Here is a 23054-nt window from a genome sequence, read left to right as displayed (position 1 = left end):
AATCTAAGACAAACCCTAAAAAAACCCATTACTAACCTTATACTCTCTACAATACACACCTTTTTGCATAAAACGCTTTCACAACATACAATTTTTATGCGTGAATTCGATTTCCTGCATTATAATAGTAGCACATGAACAGGCATTTGTAAACAGAAATTTGTTAACTAATTGTTACTTATTAGCTAATTTTATAATTTTTCAATGTATAATACAAATTATTACAAGAAAAAACCAGGGCTGGAGGCTCTGGTTTCCAAAAATTAATATTTATTAAAAAATGTTATTTTTATACTCTATATATAAGGCTCGTATTTCAGTCATTTTTTCATTCATTTGTTTCTGAAGATCTGAAGAGGAATCATAATCGCCCTCGTTCAATGCATTCTTTATCTTAGTAAAAATACACTTTTTCGACATACTATCCTTCATAAGCTTTGTTTTTAAATAAACTATTCTTTCCCAGTTTACAACATCAAGGTCAGTTGCATGGTCGTGTTCGTTATGAAGCTTTACAAATGTTTTTAAGAGCATTATATTATCGTGAATTATTCTACCTCTAAGCTCATTTTTCCACTTCTGGAGAGTAGACTCTTTAAATGAATTAATTAACTCATCTGTAAATACATCTCCTGATTTCAATACCTGCTCTTTGAGACTGTTTGATTTAAAACCGCTTAAATTCTCCCATACTGTAGCAGGAGCAGTTCCATAAAGCTTGTTGCGTTCTTCTTCTGTGTACTTTTCAAATACGTCTTTTTCGCTCCTATACTCTCTGAATTTTTCGAGGTATACCGCATCTTCTCCGTATTTTTTGGAAATTTCTTTTTCCAGTTCTTCGCAGCTTAATCCTGCATCTGTAACTTTAATTATTCCGTCCAGCATAGCTTGATAAGCTGCAGCAATTACAAGATACGTATTGGTATATGGATTCGGCGAACGCAGTTCAAATCTTATAGCTCCAGGATTGTTTATATCTCTTATGACACCAACGAGTACGGATCTGTTTCTTGACGGTTGCTCTTTAGTTCCGCCTAATGAGGTTACTATGCACACAGGCGCTTCAAATCCAGGTTTCAACCTGTTAAAAGCATCATTTGTAGCAGTTACTATAGGATTGATTACTTCATAATTTTTCAATACACCCATTAATGAACCGTAGCCTATTTCGCTCAGATAATCTTTTCTGATATCCTTCGGTGCAAACAGGTTTATTCTTTTCCCGCTCTTTAGCTTAACCGCAACACCAAGGTGCGTATGCTCCCCGTTTCCGGCAACGCCTTCTATGGGTTTTGCCTTAAACAAAACTTCTAAACCATGGTGTCTGAATTGATCTTCAATCAACTCTCTTATAAATATTTCATTGTCAGCAGTCTGCAGAGATTCCGAAAATCTCCAATCTATTTCCAGCTGCTCCATAACATGGGTAATTCTTCCCTTTGCATCAATCCTGTTTGGAATTCCACCCACTTCTTTATGAGCCATTTCAGGTTTTAAATCGTAGCGCTCAAGCATTTCCATTATTTTTTCAATCACTGTCCTCACAGTGCCCATGGTTCTTTTCCAGTATTGTTCTTTCAGCACCTGTGATGTATGAAGCTCTTCAAAATCAGCGCTTTGCTCAGGCGTCTTAACCCACATTTCAAGCTCAGTGGCTGACGTCAAAAGCACATCTTCGATATCTTCATATTCAAATCCAAAACTTTCGGGAATTCTTGAATTTTTCTTTAATACTTCCAATATTTGAGTTTTAAAATAATTTGTTGCTCTTTTCAAAATTGATCTGGAGCAAACCTGTTTTCCGCCGTGTATTATAAAAGAAGGAATCTTTAAAGTCCCTACCGGAAGCCCGTTTTCATCATTGTAATGTTCATAATTGTAATCAACAAACCAGTTACAGTCCAAGTCAGGCAGTATGTCAACTCTTGCATCATTTAAATCTGCGATACCCTGAAGCTCAACGCTTGATCCGTCTGTCTGAATTCCAAATTTCAGCATTTCCTTCATATCTTTTATGAAAAGCTTAACAGGTATTTTCTCATCTGTTCCGTTGCCGCCTATATCAACGCCCATAAACGACACAAACTGTATTTCCGGATGCTCTTCAAGTACTTTTGTGAGTTCCGGTATTTCATGATTTTCGGGCTTAATTATATAAATCATAAAAATATATTTCCTCCTTGTTTTTTATAAGGTATTTTAGCACACGAAATTTCATAATGCAACAAAATTGTATGTTATATATACGAAATATTTATCTTTTTTATATAGTAAAGTTCGTGTTATTGCTTTTTACCTACATATGTTTATCAACTCGCAGGGCTCATATATCAAGTATTCCGGCTTATGTTTTTTCAAACTTTCCACAGTATTGTAACCCCACGCTACTGACGCTATATCTATCCCCGTATTTTTTGCAGCATGTATATCCCTTATTTCATCTCCCACATAAAGAACGTCTTTCAAATCCAATTTTTCTTTTTTTATTACTTTTTTCAACTTAGATTCTTTTCCGAACATGGATGAACTTGCAATGAAATCAAAAATATCCGCATTTTGTTCTTCTAAAAACATCTGAACGTTTGTCTTTGAATTAGTGGTAATAATTGCCGTACTTATTCCCATAGACTTTAGTACTGAAACTGTATTGAATATATCGTGCTTGCATGGTTTAATGTTCCTTATGTCGTGTTTTAAAAGTTTTTTCCCTCTTTTAAGAATAAAAGGCAGGTATCTTTTCTTAAGCTCCACATAAGCCATCAATTCTCTTGCGCTCATTTTCTTGATATGCCCTAATTCATCTATGGTAATATTTCGCAAATTATATTTTTCCGCCAGCTTCTGATATATAACAAAATTAACTTCTTCAGTATCTGCCAACGTTCCATCGAAATCAAATAATACATATTTATATTTCACCATAATCCATCCTTAATCTAATTTATCCATAAATAATAGCATAATACAAGTACTTGTTCAACTATATTATATTTTATCTATCCAGTCAATTTTTAATTTATAAATTTTTTTGCAATTTTAAAAAACTCCTTGTTAAGGAGTTTTTATGTTACAATGATTTCATAATTTTACTGCATCCGTTTTTTATAAAGCTCATATATTCCTGTTCTTCAATCAGATTTGGGTAAGTAACCTCAGGTACATGCTCGTTTAAAAATTCTATTATCTTTTCTTTAGAATTTTTGATACTAATACTGCCGAGCTCCTTTAAATTTATATTACTGTTAAATTCAACTATTTCTTTAATATACTTTTCAAAGAAGTTATTTATAGCTTTATTATCATAATATCTCAAAATTGTTCCTACTGCCGCACCCAGTTCATCATCACTCAAATCCACACTGTTGTGAAGAGTGAGCTTGCTTGCATTAAATTTATAGTATTCATCAAACCACAAGTGACAGTAGTATCCCAATATGAATGACTTCTGAACATTATTAAGTTTATTTAGATTAAACTTTTCATAAAATTCTCGAACGTCTATATTGCCATCCTCATCAAATGTATGCATCTCCTCAAAATCATCTTCGGTGATTGTGTCCGGCGACATCATACCTATGATAAAGCTGGGAACATGAATACCTGCTTTAAAATTTTCTATAAACAATTTACCAAAGTGCATGTTGGTACTTATTGGCGGCATTTGTATTTTTAACTCCTTTTAAAATATTCTCGTATATTATACCAAAATAATAAAAGTTTGTACAGTAATATTTATGATAATGCGATCTCAGGAGGTTCTGTGGTTTCTCCGGTTTTTGGATTAACAAATGCAAGCCAGTAACCATGTTTGTCATAATTATCCTTATTGCTGTATGACCAATTTTTGAAACCCGTCACCCCTTTGTAAGGCTGTTCTTCCTTGGAAAATTCGCCAGGAATTCCATATACAAACTTGATAACATCACCTTTTTCTTTATATACACCAAAAATATAATGCCCGTATTTTTTCATGAGACTGCTGCACGTGGTTACACGATTTGACATTGGATATGGATAGTACGAGCTGACTATTTGATTATAATACGGCAGGAATCCATTTTTAATTCCCGATTCATCATATGGTATGTACCACCAATAAAAGCTCTTTATTTTTACAGATAACGGCTCGACCTGTTTATACTCTTTTAAAATATTATATAGGCTCTCGTCAAATTTATTTCTGTACTTCCTCGACTGTGCTTCTGCCGGAATGTCTTTTTCTTTCTTACTATTTTCATCTATATTGATAGCAGAATTTACGGTTGTCTTTTTCATATTGTCTTTTTTACGTGAAGCTTCTTCTATTTTTGATTGCTCTCCATCAACTTTATCTGATTTTTCTATTATTTCTTTGGTTTCTTCTGTTTTGTGCGAAGCCTCTTCTATTTTTGATTGCTCTTCATCAAATTTATCTGGTTTTTCTATTATTTCTTTGGTTTCTTCTGTTTTCTGTTTTTCCGTCAATTCGTTTTGTTTTTTTCTGTCGTCTGTTTTGTTTGCAACGTCAGGAACTTCTACTTTCTCATTTGCAGTTTTATTGGAAAGTTTATCTTCATCCGCTTTTTCAGAAATCGATTTGCTTTCTTCTACGGTATCTCCCTCAATAACAATATCATCTTCATCCAGTTCTAGTTTTTTTATATGCTCGACAGATGTTGCATTAAACAAGTTTGTGTACATAGATATTTTTTTGTCCTTTACTACAGCACAAACATTGTAATCTTCAATTGCATTGTTATTTCCAAATGTCAACAGCTTTTTGAGCATACCTTTTTTGTTATTAATTTCGCCAAGTTTTATTTTGTTATCCCTATCCTTATACAAATATACTTCGCTGCTTGTTTTTGCATCACCTAAATTTTCCACAGATACAATTATATTTCCCCTTATGCCCCTTATGTCAAGGCGAACATAACCCCTTGATCTGTCCTTCTTATTTATCTGTTCAAAAAACTTCATTACTCTATAGTTTTTATTATTCATGAATTCCCTCCTACAAAATACCTGTTACAAAAATATATGCTAAAATTTCTGTAACATTACTTTTTTATGGCAAGCTTTGATTATATTAGTTTTGAAATGTCATATAATGAGCTTAGCACAAGCCAATTTTGAGGGAAATATCTCATGATATTCCAGTACCCTACTCCTTCAAAGCCATAATCCGAAAAAATATCCAGCTTGGATTCTATGCTTCTGGCATCTTCAAACCACACCTGATGCTGGTTCCCCTGATCATCGTAGTAAATAAAGTATGGAGCTTGAGATACTTCATTGTATTCTATGGGCGCCCCAACTTCATCAGCCAGCTCTACCGCCTGTACGTTTGAAATAGAATTCGCTTTTGAAACTCCCTGAACATAAGGCAGTTCAAAATCATAACCATAATTAGGAATTCCCATGTAAATTTTATCTCTTGGTATTTCAGTTACAGCATAATCTAAAACTTCTTTTACCTTGTTAACAGGTGAAACCGCCATTGCAGGCCCGTAAGTGTACCCCCATTCATATGTCATAAGCAGAGCTCTGTTGGATGCATCACCAAGGGCATGATAGTCATGAGCTTCATACAACAACCCTGGCTGGTCAGCTGAAGTTTTAGGTGCAAGCGCCGTCAATACAGTAAATCCTTCCTCATTTAATCTGTCAGTCATTTTTTGAACAAATGCAACGAATTTATCTCTGTCTTCCGGCAATACATATTCAAAATCTATATCAAGCCCGTAATATCCTTTTTCCTTCATTGTATTTACTACATTTTCTATAAGGTTGTTCTGTATATTTTCGTCATTTAGTAATCTATGTGCAAGCTCATTACTGAATTTTCCTTCTTCTGTCAGTGTTGAAATCAACATCAGCGGCGCAACTCCAAAATCTCTCGCTATCCTTATAAGCTCTTCATCATCTATATCTATTAGATTTCCTTCAGGCGTTATGCCGTAAGTGAAAAGCGTTAAATACGTTAAATACGGAAGAGTTTTCATAAGAACTGTTCTGTCAATGTTGGGATATGCATATCCTATGACATGAATAGGCCCTCTCTTTTCCTGATCAAGACTTATTATTATCTGTTCCCCCGGAAATATATCATCGGCATACATAATCTGAGGATTGTACTGCAATAAATTTATAACCGATATGCCATATCTTTGAGCAATATTTTCTAAGGTATCTCCCGGCTGCACCGTATGAACCTGGTCAGGAACGAGTATTACTATTGTCTGCCCTACCACCAGCTCATTAGGATTGGCAAGTTCATTGTAAGCAATTATTTGTTGAGGCGTAGTGTTGTATTGTTCTGCAATACTATATATGGTATCACCTGGCTTTACTACATGAATTATCATAATTTCTCCCCTTTCTTTTCTTTCATTAGTATATGCACAAAAAAAACAATTGTTAAAATTTCAGCATCATTGGCAAACACAAAATAATCTTAATATCTTTCATATTGATAGTAAGAATACTTTACTTTGTAATCCTAGTTTTATTTAGAGAAAAGAATTTATTGGTAAAAAAATGACATGTGCAATGATTTCTCATCACACATGCCTTATATAGATCCTATTTAGGAGGATAGGCTTATTAAACGCTGAATAAAAGCTCTCCGTAGGTTGGGAATGGCCAGTATTTTTTTGCAGTATTTGTCTCAAGTTCATCCACAATCACTCTCACTTCCTGCATAGCTGCAAATATGTGCCTCCTGGTGAAGTCTGCGCATTCATTCGAATTATCCAGATTTTTAATATCTATAAGCTTATTTTCAAGCAATTCTATCTTATTGTACAGCGAACGCATCAGCAAAGATAATTTTAGCACCAGAGCTTTTTCTGTTTCGCAATCTACATCTATTAAAAATACTTTTTTAGAGTTTGCAGTATCGCTCAATTCCTTAATATATAAATTAACTGCCGGTATTATATATTTCTTTACTATATCTATTAATGTAAGAGCCTCAATACATATTTCCTTACAATATTCGTCAAGCACTATCTCAGTTCTTGAATATATCTCCTTCTTTGATAGTATTTTAAATTTCTCAAACAATTTAACATTTTTATCTGATGTAAAATACGGCAGGCTTTCAGGTGTTGATTTCAGATTGAGCAGCCCTCTTTTTTTCGCTTCCTCAACCCATTCATCCGTATAGTTGTTTCCGTTAAATATAATCCTCTTATGTGCCTTTATGGTATTCTTCAAAAGAATATTTAACGCTTCATTAAAATCATCCGCCTTTTCAAGAACATCAGCAAACTGAGACAATACCTCTGCAACTATAGTATTCAAAACCATATTTGGTCCTGCTATAGAAAGTTTCGATCCTACCATTCTAAATTCAAATTTGTTCCCTGTGAAGGCAAAAGGAGATGTTCTGTTTCGATCTGTGGTATCCATAGGAAATACCGGTATCGCATCCACACCTACAGCCATTTCCCTTTTGTATTCCTTATCATATACCACACCGCCTTCTATTGATTCGAGCACTGAAGTCAGTTCATCTCCTAAAAATATAGATATAATTGCCGGAGGAGCTTCATTTCCGCCAAGCCTGTGATCATTTCCGGCAGTGGAAACAGATACTTTAAGCAAGTCCTGATAATCATCTACTGCTTTGATAACAGAGCACAGGAATAGTAAAAACCTTGCATTCTCTCTCGGTGAGTTTCCCGGCTCAAGCAAATTTATGCCTTCATTTGTGGAAACAGACCAGTTATTGTGCTTACCGCTTCCGTTTATGCCGGCAAAGGGTTTTTCATGCAAAAGACATGTAAGTCCGTGTTTCGAAGCAATCTTCTTCATTAATTCCATAGTCATCTGATTATGGTCGCACGCAATATTTGTATTCGTAAATATTGGAGCAAGCTCATGCTGCGCAGGTGCAACCTCATTGTGCTCTGTTTTGGCCAATATCCCCAACTTCCACAATTCTTCATTCAAATCCTTCATATACTCCGCTACTCTAGGTCTTATTGTTCCAAAATAGTGGTCTTCCAATTCCTGCCCTTTTGGCGGTTTTGCCCCAAACAATGTCCTTCCTGTATAAACTAAATCTCTTCTTTTGTTGAATAATTCCGTATCAATTAAAAAATATTCCTGCTCAGGCCCGACTGTTGTAATGATTCTCTTTGTATCCTTGTCTCCGAATAATCTCAGTATTCTGAGCGCCTGAACATTTAATGCTTCCATTGACCTTAGCAGCGGCGTTTTTTTATCAAGAACTTCCCCTCCATATGAACAAAATGCTGTTGGAATGCATAACACCGAATCTTTAATAAACGCAAATGAAGTTGGGTCCCAAGCAGTATATCCCCTTGCTTCAAATGTTGAACGAAGTCCTCCAGACGGAAAACTGGATGCATCCGGCTCGCCTTTTATCAGCTCTTTTCCTGAAAACTCCATTATTACCTTTCCGTCAGACGTTGCGGAAATAAAACTGTCGTGTTTTTCTGCAGTAATTCCTGTCATTGGCTGGAACCAGTGTGTAAAATGGGTAGCTCCTTTCTCTACGGCCCAGTCTTTCATTGCGTTTGCCACAACATTTGCAACATTTAAGTCCAGGCTGCTGCCATTCTGAATTGTTTCTTTGAGTGCTTTATATATTTCCTTCGGTAATCTTTCCTTCATTACTTCATCATTAAATACCATACTTCCAAAAATCTCTGATATATAGCTCATAATTTCCTCCCGAAAAGCAAAAAGACGCCGTAGGAATAGTCCTACAGCGCCTTTGCTGTTTTATTATGTATGCATTATATACATCCCTAAAATATTTGTCAATAACTTTTCAAAAAAATATTAATATATTTATAAAAAAGTTAATATCTGTAATAAAAATTCCTACACTACTCTAATAATTGCATCTAAATATATAAAAAAAACTTGACATTTAATATCAATTAGATTATAATTCCAACAATACAAATATCCGCCGCAGGCGAACCTTGTATTTGATATGAAGATGAACAAAGGCGTTCATTATAACCATTAGTTATAATGCGCCTTTTTTTATACTCAGGAGGGACATTATGAAAAAAGAAGGCCAGATCAGAATCCCTTCCGGTTGTGCTATATCCGGAATATTCTCTAAAGACAACAGAAAAATTAATGGCGAAACAATTATTAAATCAATTTCTACTATGCATGATCGTTCCAACGGACTTGGAGGCGGATTCGCCGGATACGGAATTTATCCTCAGTACAAGGAACTTTATGCTTTTCATGTCTTTTATGAAAATATAGCATCAAAAAAAGAATGTGAGGACTTTCTCGAAAATCACTTTGATATAGAAAACCTCTCTAAAATACCTATAAGAAAAACTTCTTCCATAACCGATGAACCGCTTATATGGCGGTATTTCTTATATCCAAGGCACTCTAAATTAGCGGACTCTCAGTTGGATGAAAAAGAATTTACCGCACGCTGTGTAATAAGGATTAATTCCGACATTAACGGAGCTTATGTGTTTTCCAGCGGAAAAAACATGGGTGTTTTCAAGGCTGTTGGCTTTCCTGAAGATGTAGGATATTTCTACAGGCTTGAAGAATATGATGGCTACTGCTGGACTTCACACGGCAGATATCCAACAAACACTCCCGGTTGGTGGGGAGGAGCACATCCTTTTGCACTGCTTGATTTTTCTGTTGTTCACAACGGAGAAATTTCATCATACGACACAAACCGAAGGTTTATGGAGATGTTTGGTTATAAATGCACTCTGTTAACCGACACAGAAGTAATCACATATATAATCGACTATCTTGTCAGAAACCAGGGCCTTACGCTAACTGAAACGGCAAATGTTATAGCTGCGCCATTCTGGTCAACAATAGAAATGAAAAACTCGAATGAAAAAGCTAAGCTGAAATATTTGAGAAATGCATTCAGCAGCCTTTTGATTACCGGACCATTTTCAATACTTCTCGGATTTGAAAACGGCATTATGGCGCTTAATGACAGACTCAAACTTCGCTCAATGGTAGTAGCAGAAAAAAATGATATGTTTTATGCAGCCAGCGAAGAATGTGCTATAAGAATCATTGAGCAAAATCCAGATAAAATTTGGTCGCCTGCAGGCGGAGAGCCTGTTATTGCAACGTTAAAGGAAGGTGCATCAAAATGAAAACAAATTTATTCTACCCTGATTATGAAATCATAAGAGATGATAACAAATGCATAAGCTGTAAAATCTGCATAAACCAGTGTTCAAATGATGTGCACGTATATAACGAAAAACTAAATAAAATAACCGCTGACAACAGAAAATGCGTAAACTGTCACAGATGTGTCGCCACGTGTCCTGTCACAGCATTAAAAATAGTGAAAACTGATCATGCGTTCAAAATTAACAACAACTGGAACGAAACTGCAATTGAAGAAATATATAAGCAAGCTGAAAGCGGTGGTGTACTGTTATCTTCTATGGGAACTCCGAGCAAATACCCTGTTTATTGGGATAAGATCTTAATAAATGCTTCACAAGTAACAAATCCTTCAATAGATTCACTTAGAGAACCGATGGAAACAAAAGTTTTTCTTGGTAAAAAACCGGATAAAATATTGAGAGATAAAAACGGAAACATAAAAACAGATATGGAACCTCAGCTTGAACTTTCTGTTCCCATACTATTTAGTGCAATGTCCTACGGTTCCATAAGCTACAATGCCCATGAATGTCTTGCAAGGGCATCTGAAAAATTAGGAATACTTTATAACACAGGCGAAGGAGGTCTTCATAAAAATCTATACAAATACGGCGGCAATACAATTGTGCAGGTTGCCTCCGGGCGTTTTGGAGTTCATAAAGAATACCTTGAAATCGGAGCCGCCATAGAAATTAAAATGGGTCAGGGAGCAAAACCCGGTATAGGCGGACATCTGCCCGGTTCCAAAATAGTGGGTGATATTTCAAATACAAGAATGATACCGGAAGGAAATGCCGCCATATCGCCAGCGCCGCACCATGACATTTATTCTATAGAAGATTTAAGACAATTAATCTATTCTTTAAAGGAAGCAACTGATTATAAAAAACCAATTATAGTAAAGGTAGCTGCAGTTCACAACATATCTGCTATTGCAAGCGGTATCGCCCGCTCAGGTGCAGATATTATTGCAATAGACGGCTTCAGGGGAGGAACGGGAGCTGCCCCCACAAGAATAAGGGATAATGTGGGGATACCAATTGAACTTGCACTGGCATGCGTGGATCAGAGACTCAGAGAGGAAGGAATACGCGGAAATATTTCAATTTTGGCAAGCGGAAGCATTCGAAACAGCTCTGATATTGTAAAGGCAATTGCCCTTGGAGCAGATGCTGTATATGCAGCCACAGCTCCTATGATAGCAATGGGGTGCCACGTATGCAGAAGCTGTCATTTAGGAAACTGTAACTGGGGTATAGCCACACAGAACCCGGAGCTTGTTAAAAGACTTGATATAGATGAAGGCAGTCAAAGACTTTATAATTTAATTTCTGCATGGAAAAGTGAAATAAAAGAAATGATGGGCGGAATGGGAATAAATTCAATTGAAGCCCTCAAGGGCAACCGCCTTATGCTAAGAGGAATAGGTTTAAACGAAAAAGAATTAGAAATATTAGGAATAAAACACGCCGGAGAATAAAGGAGACCAACTATGATTATTAATGCTGAAAAACTCAATTTTAAGGATTTAAACAATATCATAAAGCATTCAGATGACAAGACTATTAATATAACGGACTGTATAGGTCAAAGATACATTGCAAGCGGCTTATCCGAAAAAAATATTTTTATAAAAGGAACTCCGGGAAATGCACTTGGTTCATACTTGAACGGTTCTAATATAACCGTACTTGCAAATGTTCAGGATGCTGTCGGCGACACAATGAACGAAGGTAAAATATATGTTCACGGTTCAAGCGGAGATGCCGCAGGGTATGCCATGAGAGGAGGTAAAATATTTATAAAAGGCAATGCAGGCTACAGAACCGGCATTCATATGAAATCATACCGTGATAAGCTGCCTGTCATTGTAATAGGAGGATCAGCAGGCAGCTTTCTCGGTGAATATCAAGCAGGTGGAATTATTATTGTTCTCGGCATTAATTCCGATTATGACCCTCCGGTTGGATATTTTTGCGCTGCCGGAATGTACGGAGGAAAAATATACTTGAGATGCAATAACCCTCCCAAGGATATTCCATCTCAAATCAACGCACACATTGCAGATAAGAATGACCTTAGAGAAATAGAAAGCTATATCGATGAATTCTGCGTTGAGTTTAATTTTAATAAAGATAAAATTTTTTCTCATAACTTTTATGTGCTTACTCCAAATGCTCAAAATCAATATAAACAGCTTTATATCGACAATTAAATATTGTATAATAATAAAAAGTTATTCGGAGGTGAACCAATGAAATATACAATGGATGAGGTCTTACAATTTATTGATGACAATGATGTTAAATTTGTTCGATTGTCTTTTTGCGATATATTTGGAACTGTAAAGAATATATCTATATTATCTGAAGAACTGCCGAGAGCATTTGAAAGCGGAATTTCATTTGATGCTTCTTCCATAAGAGGCTTTCTGAATGTGGAGGAATCTGATCTTTTTCTGTATCCAGATCCTTCAACATTGTCTATATTGCCTTGGAGGCCGCAACAGGGAAGAGTAGTCAGGTTTTACTGCAACATAAAATATCAGGACGGAACACCTTTTGAAGGCGACGGAAGAGAAATACTTCAAAGAGCTGTTGATGTTGCGAAGAAACAAGGATATCGTGTAGAAATAGGACCGGAATGTGAATTTTATTTATTTGAAGAAGATGAAAAGGGATACCCCACAAAAATACCTCATGATAATGCGGCATATTTTGATCTTGCTCCTCTTGACAAAGGTGAAAATGTTCGAAGAGACATAAGTCTGACTTTAGAGCAGATGGGAATACACCCTGAATGTTCTCATCACGAGCAGGGCCCTGGACAAAATGAAATTGATTTTAAATACAGCGATGCCATGTCTGCGGCAGACAATCTCGTAACATTCAAATCGGTGGTTAAGACAATAGCGCATCTAAACGGGCTGTACGCATCCTTCATGCCCAAGCCGCTTAAAAATTACAGTGGAAGCGGCCTTCATATTAATATTTCATTGCTTAAAAATAACAATAATTTGTTTGACAATTTATTTGATGATGGACAAAACATTATGTCCGATGAGGCAGAAAGCTTTATAGCCGGTATTTTGAATAGGATAAGAGAAATCACCGCATTTTTGAACCCTCTCACTAATTCCTACAGCCGTTTGGGAAGCTATTCTGCACCGAGATTTGTAACATGGTCATATCAGAACAGGTCACAGCTTATAAGAATACCGGCAGCAGACGGCATATATTCGAGAATGGAACTTCGTTCATCAGATCCCAGCTGCAACCCTTACTATGCATTTTCCCTGCTGATATATGCGGGACTGGAAGGAATCAATGAAAATATGAAACTAAAACCTCCGTCAAACATTAATTTGTTTGAGGCGGGTGACGAAACGCTGAAAAACTATGAAACAATTCCGGAATCTTTGGAGAAAGCAATAGAATGTGCAATGAACAGCCAGTTTATCGCAAGATGTATACCTAAAAGAACTCTCGGGAAATATATTGCTGCAAAATTAGAAGAGTGCAAGCAGCATGAAATGGCAGAAAACAAAGATGATTTCGAGCATGTTACTTATTTTTATAAAATATGACGCCGGAAATAAAGATGCACCTGACTTTGCTTAAATAATACGAGAGGTGGTGATTTCATGGATAGTGCACTTATTGTATGCGGCTCTGATAAAGGAATCCAAGTCATATCAAAGCTGATGAATGACAATGCAAAAACACAGACATCTTCTGCTAAAAGCAGCTCCGAGGCAAGGCGTTTAATAAATGATTCAGACTATGACATTATTGTTATTAATGCTCCTCTTCCCGATGAATTCGGTGATAATCTTGCAGTCACTATTACTGAAATCAGTTCATCTGGGGTTATATTGATTGTTAACAACGAAATGGTTGATGATATATCGGCAAAGGTTGAAAATTATGGAGTTCTTATCATTGCAAAACCTATTATAAGACAGGTTTTTACGCAGACTCAGAAATTTGCACTGGCATCTAATAGACGAATAATGGGGCTGAAAAGCGAAAATATTTCCTTACAGCAGAAAATAGAAGAAATACGTATTGTGACAAGAGCCAAGTGTGTGCTCATTCAATATTTAAACATGACAGAAAGCCAGGCACACCGGTATATAGAAAAGCAGGCCATGGACATGAGAACATCCAGACAGGTAATAGCCCAAAATATATTAAAAACATATGAATCATGAACTATTTCAGCATAAAACGAGCTGCCAGTACCAGGACTTGCCAGCCAAAATGATGATACATTACCATACTGCTTTACGTTAAAAAAATTAACCCCAGTAAGTAGTATAGAAAATACTATTACCCACAGTATTGTTGGCGAAGAAGGTTTCCTATATCTGCATATAAAATTATACCGTCTTTATCTATGATAATAATATCTTTATAATTATTCTTATTACGCATGGCGATTTTCCTTTATAACGTTTTCTACTTACTGTATATTATAAAGAATTATAACATCATAAATATTATCCTTCAATATATTAACCGCGGCCATTTTTATAATCCTCAAATAAAAATCAGATGCTGCAGCAAATAAAATTACTGCAGCATCTTACTTTATTTTACACTAAAAAAATCTAGCATCTCCTGTTTCGGCAGCCGCATTTCGGCGGTGGTGGCGGAGGTGGTGGAGGAGGACAGCTGCACCTTCCGAAACCGTATCCGAGCAATAGCCAGGGTATTATTCTACATAGCATATTCATCAATCCTTTTTTTATGCTTACAATATACTATTCTTGTCCTGACAGTAAGTTACAGAAAATCCGACACTCCTTTAAATATTTTTTACACTGCTAAAAAACCCGGTATTACTTGTATTTGTCGTTTATTATCTGTTTAACCAGTTCTTTGGCCAGAACAGCATCTGCCCTGCCCTTAGTTTCTCTCATAATGTATCCCATTATTGCACCTATGGCTTTTTCTTTGCCATCCAAATACTGAATCGCCGCTTTTTCGTTCGATTCAATAGCTTTTTCGCATATACTCCTGAGAGCATCCTCATCTATACCTTCCATATCCTTTTCAGTAATAAATGATTTCGCAGGCTTTCCTGTATCAAGCATTTGCTCCAATACATTTCTGGCCATACTTGAGTTTATCTTTTTCTTTTCTGTTAAAATAACAAGCTCGTTTAAAAATTCAGGAGGAATAGGAATATTGCATTCTTCCTTCTCGGTATCCGTTGAAAGACGCCTGAATATGCTTCCCAACATATAATTAGCCGTTATCTTTTTGTTTTCCACATTATCTGAAGCTTTCTCAAAATATTCAGCTACTTTTTTATATTTAGTTAACAGTTCGGCATCATCCTGTGACAAGCCCATTTCATCAATGAACCGTGCCAGCTTTTCTCCCGGAAGCTCCGGAAGGCTTTCTTTATATTTTTGTATTTCTTCATCCAAAATGGATATGGTAACCAAATCCGGGTCCCTAAAATATCTGTAATCATCAGCATCTTCCTTGCCGCGCATGCTTTCCGTAATATTTAAATCGGAGTTGTATCTCCTTGTTTCCTGTTCTATTTCTCCTCCGCTTTCCAATATGTCAATCTGCCTGTTAAACTCATATTCCATTGCCTTTGAAATAAAGTTCAGTGAATTCATATTTTTAATTTCAGTCCTGGTTCCGAATTTTTCATCACCTTTTTTCCTCACTGAAATATTTACATCGCACCTTAGAGAACCTTCCTGCATTTTTACATCCGACACACCTATATACTTCATTGTGAGTCTGAGCTTTTCTATATATTCAATCGCTTCTTCAATGCTCCTTATGTCAGGCTCCGATACTATTTCTATCAGCGGAACTCCTCCTCTGTTGTAGTCGACGTATACATCTCCACGTTCATGCACAAGCTTACCTGCATCCTCCTCTATATGGATACGGGTAATATTGATGTTTTTTCCTGATGACAATGTTATGAATCCTTGCTCGCAAAGCGGCTTGTCATACTGGGATATCTGATATGCCTTAGGAAGGTCCGGATATACATAATTCTTGCGGTCCATCTTTGAAATTTTTCTTATTTTGCAGTTTGTGGCTAGTCCGGCCTTAACTGCATATTCAACTACTGCCTTGTTCAGCTTCGGAAGTGTCCCCGGTAGCCCTATGCACACAGGGCAGCAATGGGTATTCGGCTCTCCGCCAAACTCTGTTGTACACTGGCAAAATATTTTTGTCTTAGTTGAAAGCTCTACATGAGTTTCAAGTCCTGCAACCATTTCCCAACTCATATTATCTCACCTCCGTTGCAATGTTTATATATTTCTCCGTTCATCTGCTGCTCATACTGATATGCCGCATTTAATATTTTCGCATCCTCAAAGCTGTCAGCTATTAGCTGCATTCCTATTGGAAGCCCCTTATCATCAAAGCCGCATGGTATGGACAATGCCGGCAGGCCGGCTATGTTAGCCGAAACAGTGCAAATATCTGTCAAATATGTTTCAATGGGATCCTTTGACGTAAAATTCAATTCAAATGCAGTCGTAGGAACTGTGGGGGCAAGCAACACATCACATGATTCAAATGCACTTTTGAACGCTCTGATTATTGAGCCCCTTAATTTCTGCGCTTTCTTGTAGTAAGCATCATAATACCCTGCGCTGAGCACATAAGTTCCCAGCATAATACGTCTCTGTACTTCTTTGCCAAAGCCTTCACTTCTCGTTTTGCATATCATGTCGTTAACATCACTGTACAACTCAGACTTATAGCCATAGCGTATTCCGTCATATCTTCCCAAGTTTGATGATGCTTCTGCACATGCTATTATATAGTAAACCGGAAGCACGTTCTTGATTTGCGGCATATTGAAATATACAATTTCAGCTCCTAAATCTTCATATACCTTTATTGCTTTTTCAATAGATTTTTTTATATCTTCTCTTATTCCATCAAAAAATTCCTTTGCTACTCCTATTTTCATGCCCTTTATGCTTCTATCCAATTTGTCGGAAGTCTTTGACCTTGACCCCCTGGATGTTGCATCATTGCTGTCATAAACAGATATTGAATCATAAATACAAGCCGCATCCTCAACACATGAAGCTATGGGGCCTATCTGATCCAGACTTGATGCGTAAGCTATGAGACCATATCTTGAAACAGTTCCGTAGGTAGGCTTTAGTCCCACTAGCCCGCAGAAGCTTGCAGGCTGCCTAACAGAGCCGCCAGTATCAGAACCAAGCCCGTACACTGCAATATTTCCTGCCACAGATGAGGCCGCTCCTCCTGAACTTCCGCCGGCCACGTGCCTCGTATCATGAGGGTTCAGAGCACCCCCGAAGCATGACGTCTCACATGACGAGCCCATGGCAAACTCATCCATGTTTGTTTTCCCCAGCAATACAGCATTTTGGTTTTTTAATATATTCCATACCGTTGCATCATAAATGGGAACATATCCTTTCAAAATGTTGGAGCCGCATGTTGTCTCAATACCATTTGTCGATATATTATCCTTCAACGACATAGGTATTCCTTCCAAAGGCATCAGGCTCTCTCCCCTTGCTATTTTTTCATCAACTTTCTTTGCGGTTTGTAATGCTTCTTCGCCTGTAATCCTTATATAGGCATTCAGAACTTTATTTTCCTCTTCTATTCTGTCTAAGTATTCCGACGTTAACTCAGTGCATGATACCTGCTTTGTTTCAAAAAGCTTTTTTATATGTTTAATTTTACTGAATGTTCTTTCCATGATACCTCCCATCATTTCTGTATTCTTCTGTAATATGAACATTATCTCAGAATTGAGATATCGTATTTATTTGACTTTCCTTCTTTTGATCATGAAATATCCGTTTTCTCCGCCGCTTCTGTTTTTAAGTATTTCCTCCCTATCATAGGAATCAACTACCACATCCTCATGAAATGCGTTGACTATATCATTAATGTCATCGAATTCAACATCTTCATCTTCCACAGCAGAATTAATTGTATCTGCAAAGCCTATTATTTCCGACATATCCTTCGTAATCTGCTCGATTTCATTTTCGTCTACCGACAGCTTTGAAAGTTTTGCGATTTTTAAAATATCTTCTCGAGTAACCATTGTAACCTCCTACCTTATTTTTATGTGAACCTCTCTGAGCTGCTGCTCTGTTACCTCACATGGTGCATTTGTCATCAAATCTTGTGCATTGCTGTTCATAGGAAATGCAATAACCTCTCTTATGTTTTCTTCTCCAGTAAGAAGCATTATTATTCTGTCTATCCCCGGTGCCATGCCTGCATGAGGCGGCGCACCATACTTGAATGCATTAAACAATGCGGTGAATTTAGTCTGTAGATCATTTTCAGTATAGCCTGCTATTTCAAAAGCCTTAATCATTATATCAGTATCGTGATTTCTCACCGCACCCGAGGAAAGTTCAACTCCATTACATACAATATCATACTGATATGCCAAAATGTCAAGAGGGTCTTTCTCCGTAAGCGCTTCAAGTCCTCCCTGCGGCATTGAAAAAGGATTGTGCGTAAAGCTCATGTTTCCTGTTTCTTCATCAATTTCATACATGGGGAAATCGACTATGAAACACATCTCAAATTTATTTTCGTCAATTAATCCCAACCTGCTTGCCAGCTCTGTTCTAATTTGACCTGCCAGCTTCGGAGCATATTCTTTGTCATCTGCAATGAAAAACATTACATCGCCAGGCTTCAAGCCAGCTCTTTCTCTAATAATCATTCTGTCATCGTCAGTTAAAAATTTATCTATTGGCCCTTGATACTTCATTTCATTGTCAACTTTAATATACCCCAAGCCTTTCATTCCTATTTTCATAGCAAAATCCAGCATTTTTTCAAAAAAACTCTTTGACTGGGATGCACAGCCCGGAACATTTATCGCTCTCACCGTTTTTTTCCTGAAAGGAGCAAAGCCCGTTTCCGTGAACAAATCGCTTATATCTATAATTTCAAGAGGATTTCTTAAATCCGGCTTGTCAGTTCCATACTTAAGCATTGCTTCTGAGTACGGTATTCTTGCAAACGGAGGTTTTGAAACTTCTTTGTCAGAAAATTCTTTGAATGTATCATACAAAACTTCCTCTGCAACGTTAAGAACGTCCTCTTGTGTTGCAAATGCCATTTCAAAATCAAGCTGATAAAATTCTCCAGGTGAACGGTCTGCTCTTGCATCCTCATCTCTAAAGCATGGAGCTATTTGAAAATATTTATCAAATCCCGATACCATTAAAAGCTGTTTAAACATTTGAGGTGCCTGAGGCAAAGCATAAAACTTTCCCTGATGCTTTCTGCTTGGTATAATATAATCTCTTGCTCCCTCCGGGGATGAGGCAGTCAATATTGGTGTCTGTATATCCAGAAAACCAAGTTCATTCATTTTATTTCGCAGGTACGAAATAACTTTAGAACGAAAAACAATGTTATTGTGTACTTCTCTGTTTCTTAAATCAAGAAATCTATATTTAAGGCGAAGTTCCTCCTTCGTTTCCTTTGCCAAAGTAATTTCAAACGGAAGCTGTGATCTTATTTTTCCCAAAACTCGTATTACGTCAGCCTCAATCTCCACAGTTCCTGTTTCTATCTTCTCGTTTATTGTATCATCGTCTCTTCTTACTACTTTGCCTGAGACAGAAATTGTGCTTTCCTTGCTTATACCTTCTATAAGAGATTCATCTTCTACAACAATCTGTACCACTCCATAGTGGTCCCTTAAATCAATAAATTTTACTCCTCCGTGATCTCTTACATTTTCAAACCATCCTGCAACTCTTACTTCCTTGCCAATATGGCTTTCTCTTATTTCCCCGCAAGTATGTGTACGGTACTCATTAATTCTTGTCATAACTTTCAATCCTTTCAATATGCTTAATTTTTTCGTATCTTTTGAGTCCAGGCAGACCCGCAAAATCTCTTCGCTTGACATATTACGGGCATACAAAAACTCCTTCATCCCAAAGGGACGAAGGAGTATATCATTCGCGGTACCACCCTAATTAGCATATACTTGCGTACAAGCTCACTCGAAAGACACTAACATGTCTTTGCCGCTTTAACGCTCGGATGCGTTTGAGCCTACTCTTGCATATGCAATTTGGGTCAAAAGCTCAAGGATGTTCTTCATTTAAAACCATTGTGATAGACTCTCACCGACGCTATCTCTCTGTAACCTAAGTTCTAAATTACTCTTCCTGTCATCGCCTGATATTTGTTTTTATTTAATTATATTTATTTTTTTTCATTTGTCAAGAGTTATTGTAAATTTTTTATGTAATTTTTGCTATCAAAAAATATTTTCACTCTTGATTATAAATATTACATATATTGCTATCAGCTTGTTTGAACTACTCCAATAGTCAGTGTTCGTTGAAATTGACATTAAATATATATTTTTTTCTTGGAAATACTGATTCGTCATAATCCATATTTATTACTATTCTTCCCTTTGTTCTTGCATATTCGATTAAATTATCGAGAAAGCTTGTACCTTCCCCGAAAAATATGATATATTTAGATTTATTTATCATGTATTGATTTCGTTTTTTCATACAGTCATCGGTGTAGTGGTATTGCAGAAGAACTTCTCTGTCGCTCTTATTCATAATTGAATAATATTTATTTCTTTGCCCTCCTGTCCAGTTTATAGAATGGTTTTCGTATGGCAATATGCCTTCCAGCGTCAGCTTCGGATATTTTTCTTTCAGCTCTATTACAGCTTCAGCAGCACACTGCTCGAAACCTATATTCATTCCGCTTAAAAAATGTGACACATGTGAATTTTCAACTAAATCGATAATGTTATTTTTAATTTTTGGCTTAATAAGTTCATAGTAAGAAGCCTCTTCTTGCCCAACTATTTTTTTGGAACTGCATCCTCCGATGATACAGCAAGTATCTAGTTTACTAAAATTTTTCAAGTAATGCACCTCATTTCTCAGATAACTTTTAAATACGCTACCAGCGTAATTATATAATTATAGCTTATTTAATACGCTGATAGCAATAGCTAATATATAAAAGAGGTGATTTAATGGAAGAAAATATCACGCTTCAAATTGGCAAACGCCTGCGTAAGCGACGAGAAAAATTGAATATGACCAGAGAAGTATTCGCAGAAAAAGCCGGAATTTCTCCTCAGTTTTTAGCTGAGATAGAAAACGGAAAAAAAGGAATGTCCGTGGCAACACTTTATAAAATATGCAATAACTTTAGGATCTCTGCAGATTATTTATTATTCGGAACAATATCTTCTAAGCCTTTATCAGATGCCACAAAAGAAGCTTCACCGATTCTATCTGAACCTTACCGCTCGTACACAGAAGATATCATGGAAATCGTAAATGATATAATAAATGAATCACAGGGAAACTATAGAAAAAAATAACCATTTAAAATATAACAGATGCTTGTTAAGAGATGCTAGTTTATTTTACAGCCATCATTTTGTAACAATATTTTCATAAAAAGCCGCATATTATTTTTAAAAAATAACATGCGGCTTTTTAATTTTACTTAATCATTTATAGGTAGTTTAATTCTTATTGGTTCATCCAAGAATATTATTGGAGCAAGAGACCTTTGCAAAACAACTTTACCGCTTTGAGGATATTTTACTGTAATTAATGTTTCCATTTGAGAATTGTATGAAGAAGTCCCTTCGCTATCAAGTCTATAAACATTCCCATCTGTATCTTTATAATCACGATTAAACATTTGAAAATTATCATCATTTACTGTTTGGGTTGAAAAAACTAATGTTGCATCATCGGACTTCTTAATAACTTGTTTTAACTCTAACCCTTCAATATTTGGAGTTATTGTTTTATTATCTATATCAACGGTTATAAATTCTTCATCTTTATTTAATAAACGAACTCCCTTAATCAGCAGCTCTTGTTTTTTAGGTGCATCAAAGTAGCTAGATTCAATAAAAATGCGCATCCATGTATTCTCAACATCATTGGTAGAACTAAAGCCGTTGATATTACCTTTTAAAATTTTATAATTATCCTGAACCACTTCTAATTCAAGCCCTTTAATAAAAGCATAATTTTCTTTGGGGAATGAAAAGTTCACTTCTGTTCCTGTAGGGTATACTTTCATATCCTCAGCTATAATATTTTGATCAAGTATTGTATAGCTCTTATTTATTTCATAAGTTTTTGGCTCAACAAAATCTTCTAATTCTATGTGAAAATTAAAGGTTCCCATAGTTTCAAATGAAGAATTTGATTTAGCATCATAGGGTTTTTCCGATATTACATCTTCCTCTGAATCCAATGTATTTTCAATTTTAACTTCTACTTCTAAGTCTATTGATCTTGGCATTTTCCCTTCCGTGAAATGATAATCTTGCATAATAAAGCCAAAATTTTGATCTCTGCCTTCTGATGATAGACCAGAGGCTGAATAGCCGTATCCTTCAACTTCCTCTCCTGTGTCGCTGTTTTTCATACTTTTCAAGAAAATATTAATCCATTGATTTGGTTGTTGTTCAAATTCTTCAGGCATTTGAAAAAATAAAATTAATTTCTTTTCATCAGCTATAGCATATGGCAAAAGCAATCTGTTATTACCATCCCAGGAAACAAGATCTAGTCTTTGTACATATTCATTTTCAATTGCCTTACTTAAACTTTTATCAAACTTAACATATTCAGCAAGCCTGCCGATAACAGGAACATCCGATACTGCATTAGCAAATGCCGGGTTTATATTTATCAAGAAAACAAAAAGTATTGAAGCAGCAAAAGCAGTAATAGAACTTAATATAGTTCTCTTTTTCCTTTTTTCTCTCTTAACACGATTTTCAAATCTTGCCTCTACTCCAGAAAGATTATCTGGATATATAAATAATTTATTTCTTAATTCATCCCATTTTTCATTATTATCCAGCATAATAACTCCTTT

General features: G+C 36.1%; 18 protein-coding genes and 1 other annotated feature. Of the genes, 6 read left to right on the top strand and 12 right to left on the bottom strand.

Annotated elements, in window-relative coordinates; genetic code table 11:
* Positions 1 to 273 precede the first annotated feature (273 nt).
* The 6 genes from ACS3UD_RS17235 to ACS3UD_RS17210 form a co-directional block, all read right to left on the bottom strand.
* On the bottom strand, positions 274 to 2163 hold the full coding sequence (locus ACS3UD_RS17235; protein ID WP_308138404.1) for a glutamine synthetase: 1890 nt from the start codon (positions 2161 to 2163) through the stop codon (positions 274 to 276).
* Between the two features lie 129 nt (positions 2164 to 2292).
* A complete protein-coding gene (locus ACS3UD_RS17230) occupies positions 2293 to 2922 on the bottom strand; it encodes an HAD-IA family hydrolase (RefSeq protein WP_308138405.1) in 630 nt (209 codons plus the stop codon).
* 145 nt (positions 2923 to 3067) lie between these two features.
* Entirely contained in the window at positions 3068 to 3661 is a 594-nt protein-coding gene (locus tag ACS3UD_RS17225) for a hypothetical protein (RefSeq protein ID WP_308138406.1), read from the bottom strand.
* Positions 3662 to 3732: 71 nt separating this feature from the next.
* Positions 3733 to 4983: a hypothetical protein gene (locus tag ACS3UD_RS17220; protein WP_308138407.1), complete on the bottom strand. Its 1251-nt coding sequence runs from the start codon at positions 4981 to 4983 to the stop codon at positions 3733 to 3735.
* A gap of 80 nt (positions 4984 to 5063) precedes the next feature.
* Entirely contained in the window at positions 5064 to 6347 is a 1284-nt protein-coding gene (locus ACS3UD_RS17215; protein ID WP_308138408.1) for a glycoside hydrolase family 18 protein, read from the bottom strand.
* Between the two features lie 238 nt (positions 6348 to 6585).
* A complete protein-coding gene (locus tag ACS3UD_RS17210) occupies positions 6586 to 8676 on the bottom strand; it encodes a glutamine synthetase III family protein (RefSeq protein ID WP_308138409.1) in 2091 nt (696 codons plus the stop codon).
* A 350-nt stretch (positions 8677 to 9026) separates the two neighbouring features.
* On the opposite strand from ACS3UD_RS17210, the gene ACS3UD_RS17205 reads away from it, so the two are divergent.
* Genes ACS3UD_RS17205 through ACS3UD_RS17185 form a run of 5 tightly spaced genes read left to right on the top strand, consistent with a single transcriptional unit; the run spans position 9027 to position 14356 of the window.
* On the top strand, positions 9027 to 10121 hold the full coding sequence (locus ACS3UD_RS17205) for a class II glutamine amidotransferase (RefSeq protein WP_308138410.1): 1095 nt from the start codon (positions 9027 to 9029) through the stop codon (positions 10119 to 10121).
* Entirely contained in the window at positions 10118 to 11623 is a 1506-nt protein-coding gene (locus tag ACS3UD_RS17200) for a glutamate synthase-related protein (RefSeq protein ID WP_308138411.1), read from the top strand. The genes ACS3UD_RS17205 and ACS3UD_RS17200 overlap by 4 nt, the downstream gene beginning before the upstream one ends.
* A gap of 12 nt (positions 11624 to 11635) precedes the next feature.
* A complete protein-coding gene (locus ACS3UD_RS17195) occupies positions 11636 to 12358 on the top strand; it encodes a glutamate synthase (protein WP_308138412.1) in 723 nt (240 codons plus the stop codon).
* A 39-nt stretch (positions 12359 to 12397) separates the two neighbouring features.
* The gene (locus tag ACS3UD_RS17190; RefSeq protein WP_308138413.1) at positions 12398 to 13729 is read left to right on the top strand and encodes a glutamine synthetase family protein; all 1332 of its coding nucleotides are present in this window, start codon (positions 12398 to 12400) and stop codon (positions 13727 to 13729) included.
* Positions 13730 to 13786: 57 nt separating this feature from the next.
* On the top strand, positions 13787 to 14356 hold the full coding sequence (locus ACS3UD_RS17185; protein ID WP_308138414.1) for an ANTAR domain-containing response regulator: 570 nt from the start codon (positions 13787 to 13789) through the stop codon (positions 14354 to 14356).
* Between the two features lie 630 nt (positions 14357 to 14986).
* Here ACS3UD_RS17185 and gatB read toward each other — a convergent pair.
* The 5 genes from gatB to ACS3UD_RS17160 form a co-directional block, all read right to left on the bottom strand.
* Positions 14987 to 16411: an Asp-tRNA(Asn)/Glu-tRNA(Gln) amidotransferase subunit GatB gene (gene gatB, locus ACS3UD_RS17180; protein ID WP_308138415.1), complete on the bottom strand. Its 1425-nt coding sequence runs from the start codon at positions 16409 to 16411 to the stop codon at positions 14987 to 14989.
* On the bottom strand, positions 16408 to 17877 hold the full coding sequence (gene gatA / locus ACS3UD_RS17175) for an Asp-tRNA(Asn)/Glu-tRNA(Gln) amidotransferase subunit GatA (protein WP_308138416.1): 1470 nt from the start codon (positions 17875 to 17877) through the stop codon (positions 16408 to 16410). Before gatA ends, gatB begins: the two co-directional genes overlap by 4 nt.
* A gap of 66 nt (positions 17878 to 17943) precedes the next feature.
* On the bottom strand, positions 17944 to 18231 hold the full coding sequence (gatC, locus tag ACS3UD_RS17170; protein ID WP_308138417.1) for an Asp-tRNA(Asn)/Glu-tRNA(Gln) amidotransferase subunit GatC: 288 nt from the start codon (positions 18229 to 18231) through the stop codon (positions 17944 to 17946).
* A 9-nt stretch (positions 18232 to 18240) separates the two neighbouring features.
* A complete protein-coding gene (aspS, locus tag ACS3UD_RS17165) occupies positions 18241 to 19989 on the bottom strand; it encodes an aspartate--tRNA ligase (protein WP_308140145.1) in 1749 nt (582 codons plus the stop codon).
* 110 nt (positions 19990 to 20099) lie between these two features.
* Positions 20100 to 20351 (bottom strand) — a binding site (T-box leader).
* Between the two features lie 149 nt (positions 20352 to 20500).
* Entirely contained in the window at positions 20501 to 21061 is a 561-nt protein-coding gene (locus ACS3UD_RS17160) for an SLOG family protein (RefSeq protein ID WP_308138418.1), read from the bottom strand.
* A gap of 113 nt (positions 21062 to 21174) precedes the next feature.
* Here ACS3UD_RS17160 and ACS3UD_RS17155 point away from each other — a divergent pair, with 113 nt between their 5' ends.
* Positions 21175 to 21528 (top strand): helix-turn-helix domain-containing protein, encoded by a 354-nt coding sequence (locus ACS3UD_RS17155; protein WP_308138419.1) that lies wholly within the window; start codon positions 21175 to 21177, stop codon positions 21526 to 21528.
* Positions 21529 to 21656: 128 nt separating this feature from the next.
* Here the strand turns inward: ACS3UD_RS17155 and ACS3UD_RS17150 are convergent, their stop codons facing one another.
* Complete coding sequence (locus ACS3UD_RS17150; protein ID WP_308138420.1) at positions 21657 to 23042, bottom strand: DUF4179 domain-containing protein; 1386 nt, start codon at positions 23040 to 23042, stop codon at positions 21657 to 21659.
* Positions 23043 to 23054: the final 12 nt, after the last annotated feature.

It is taken from the genome of Sedimentibacter sp. LTW-03, assembly GCF_052059825.1.
GTDB lineage: Bacteria > Bacillota > Clostridia > Tissierellales > Sedimentibacteraceae > Sedimentibacter.
Note: the sequence above shows the minus strand (reverse complement) of the source record. Positions and strands in the feature narration are given on the sequence as shown.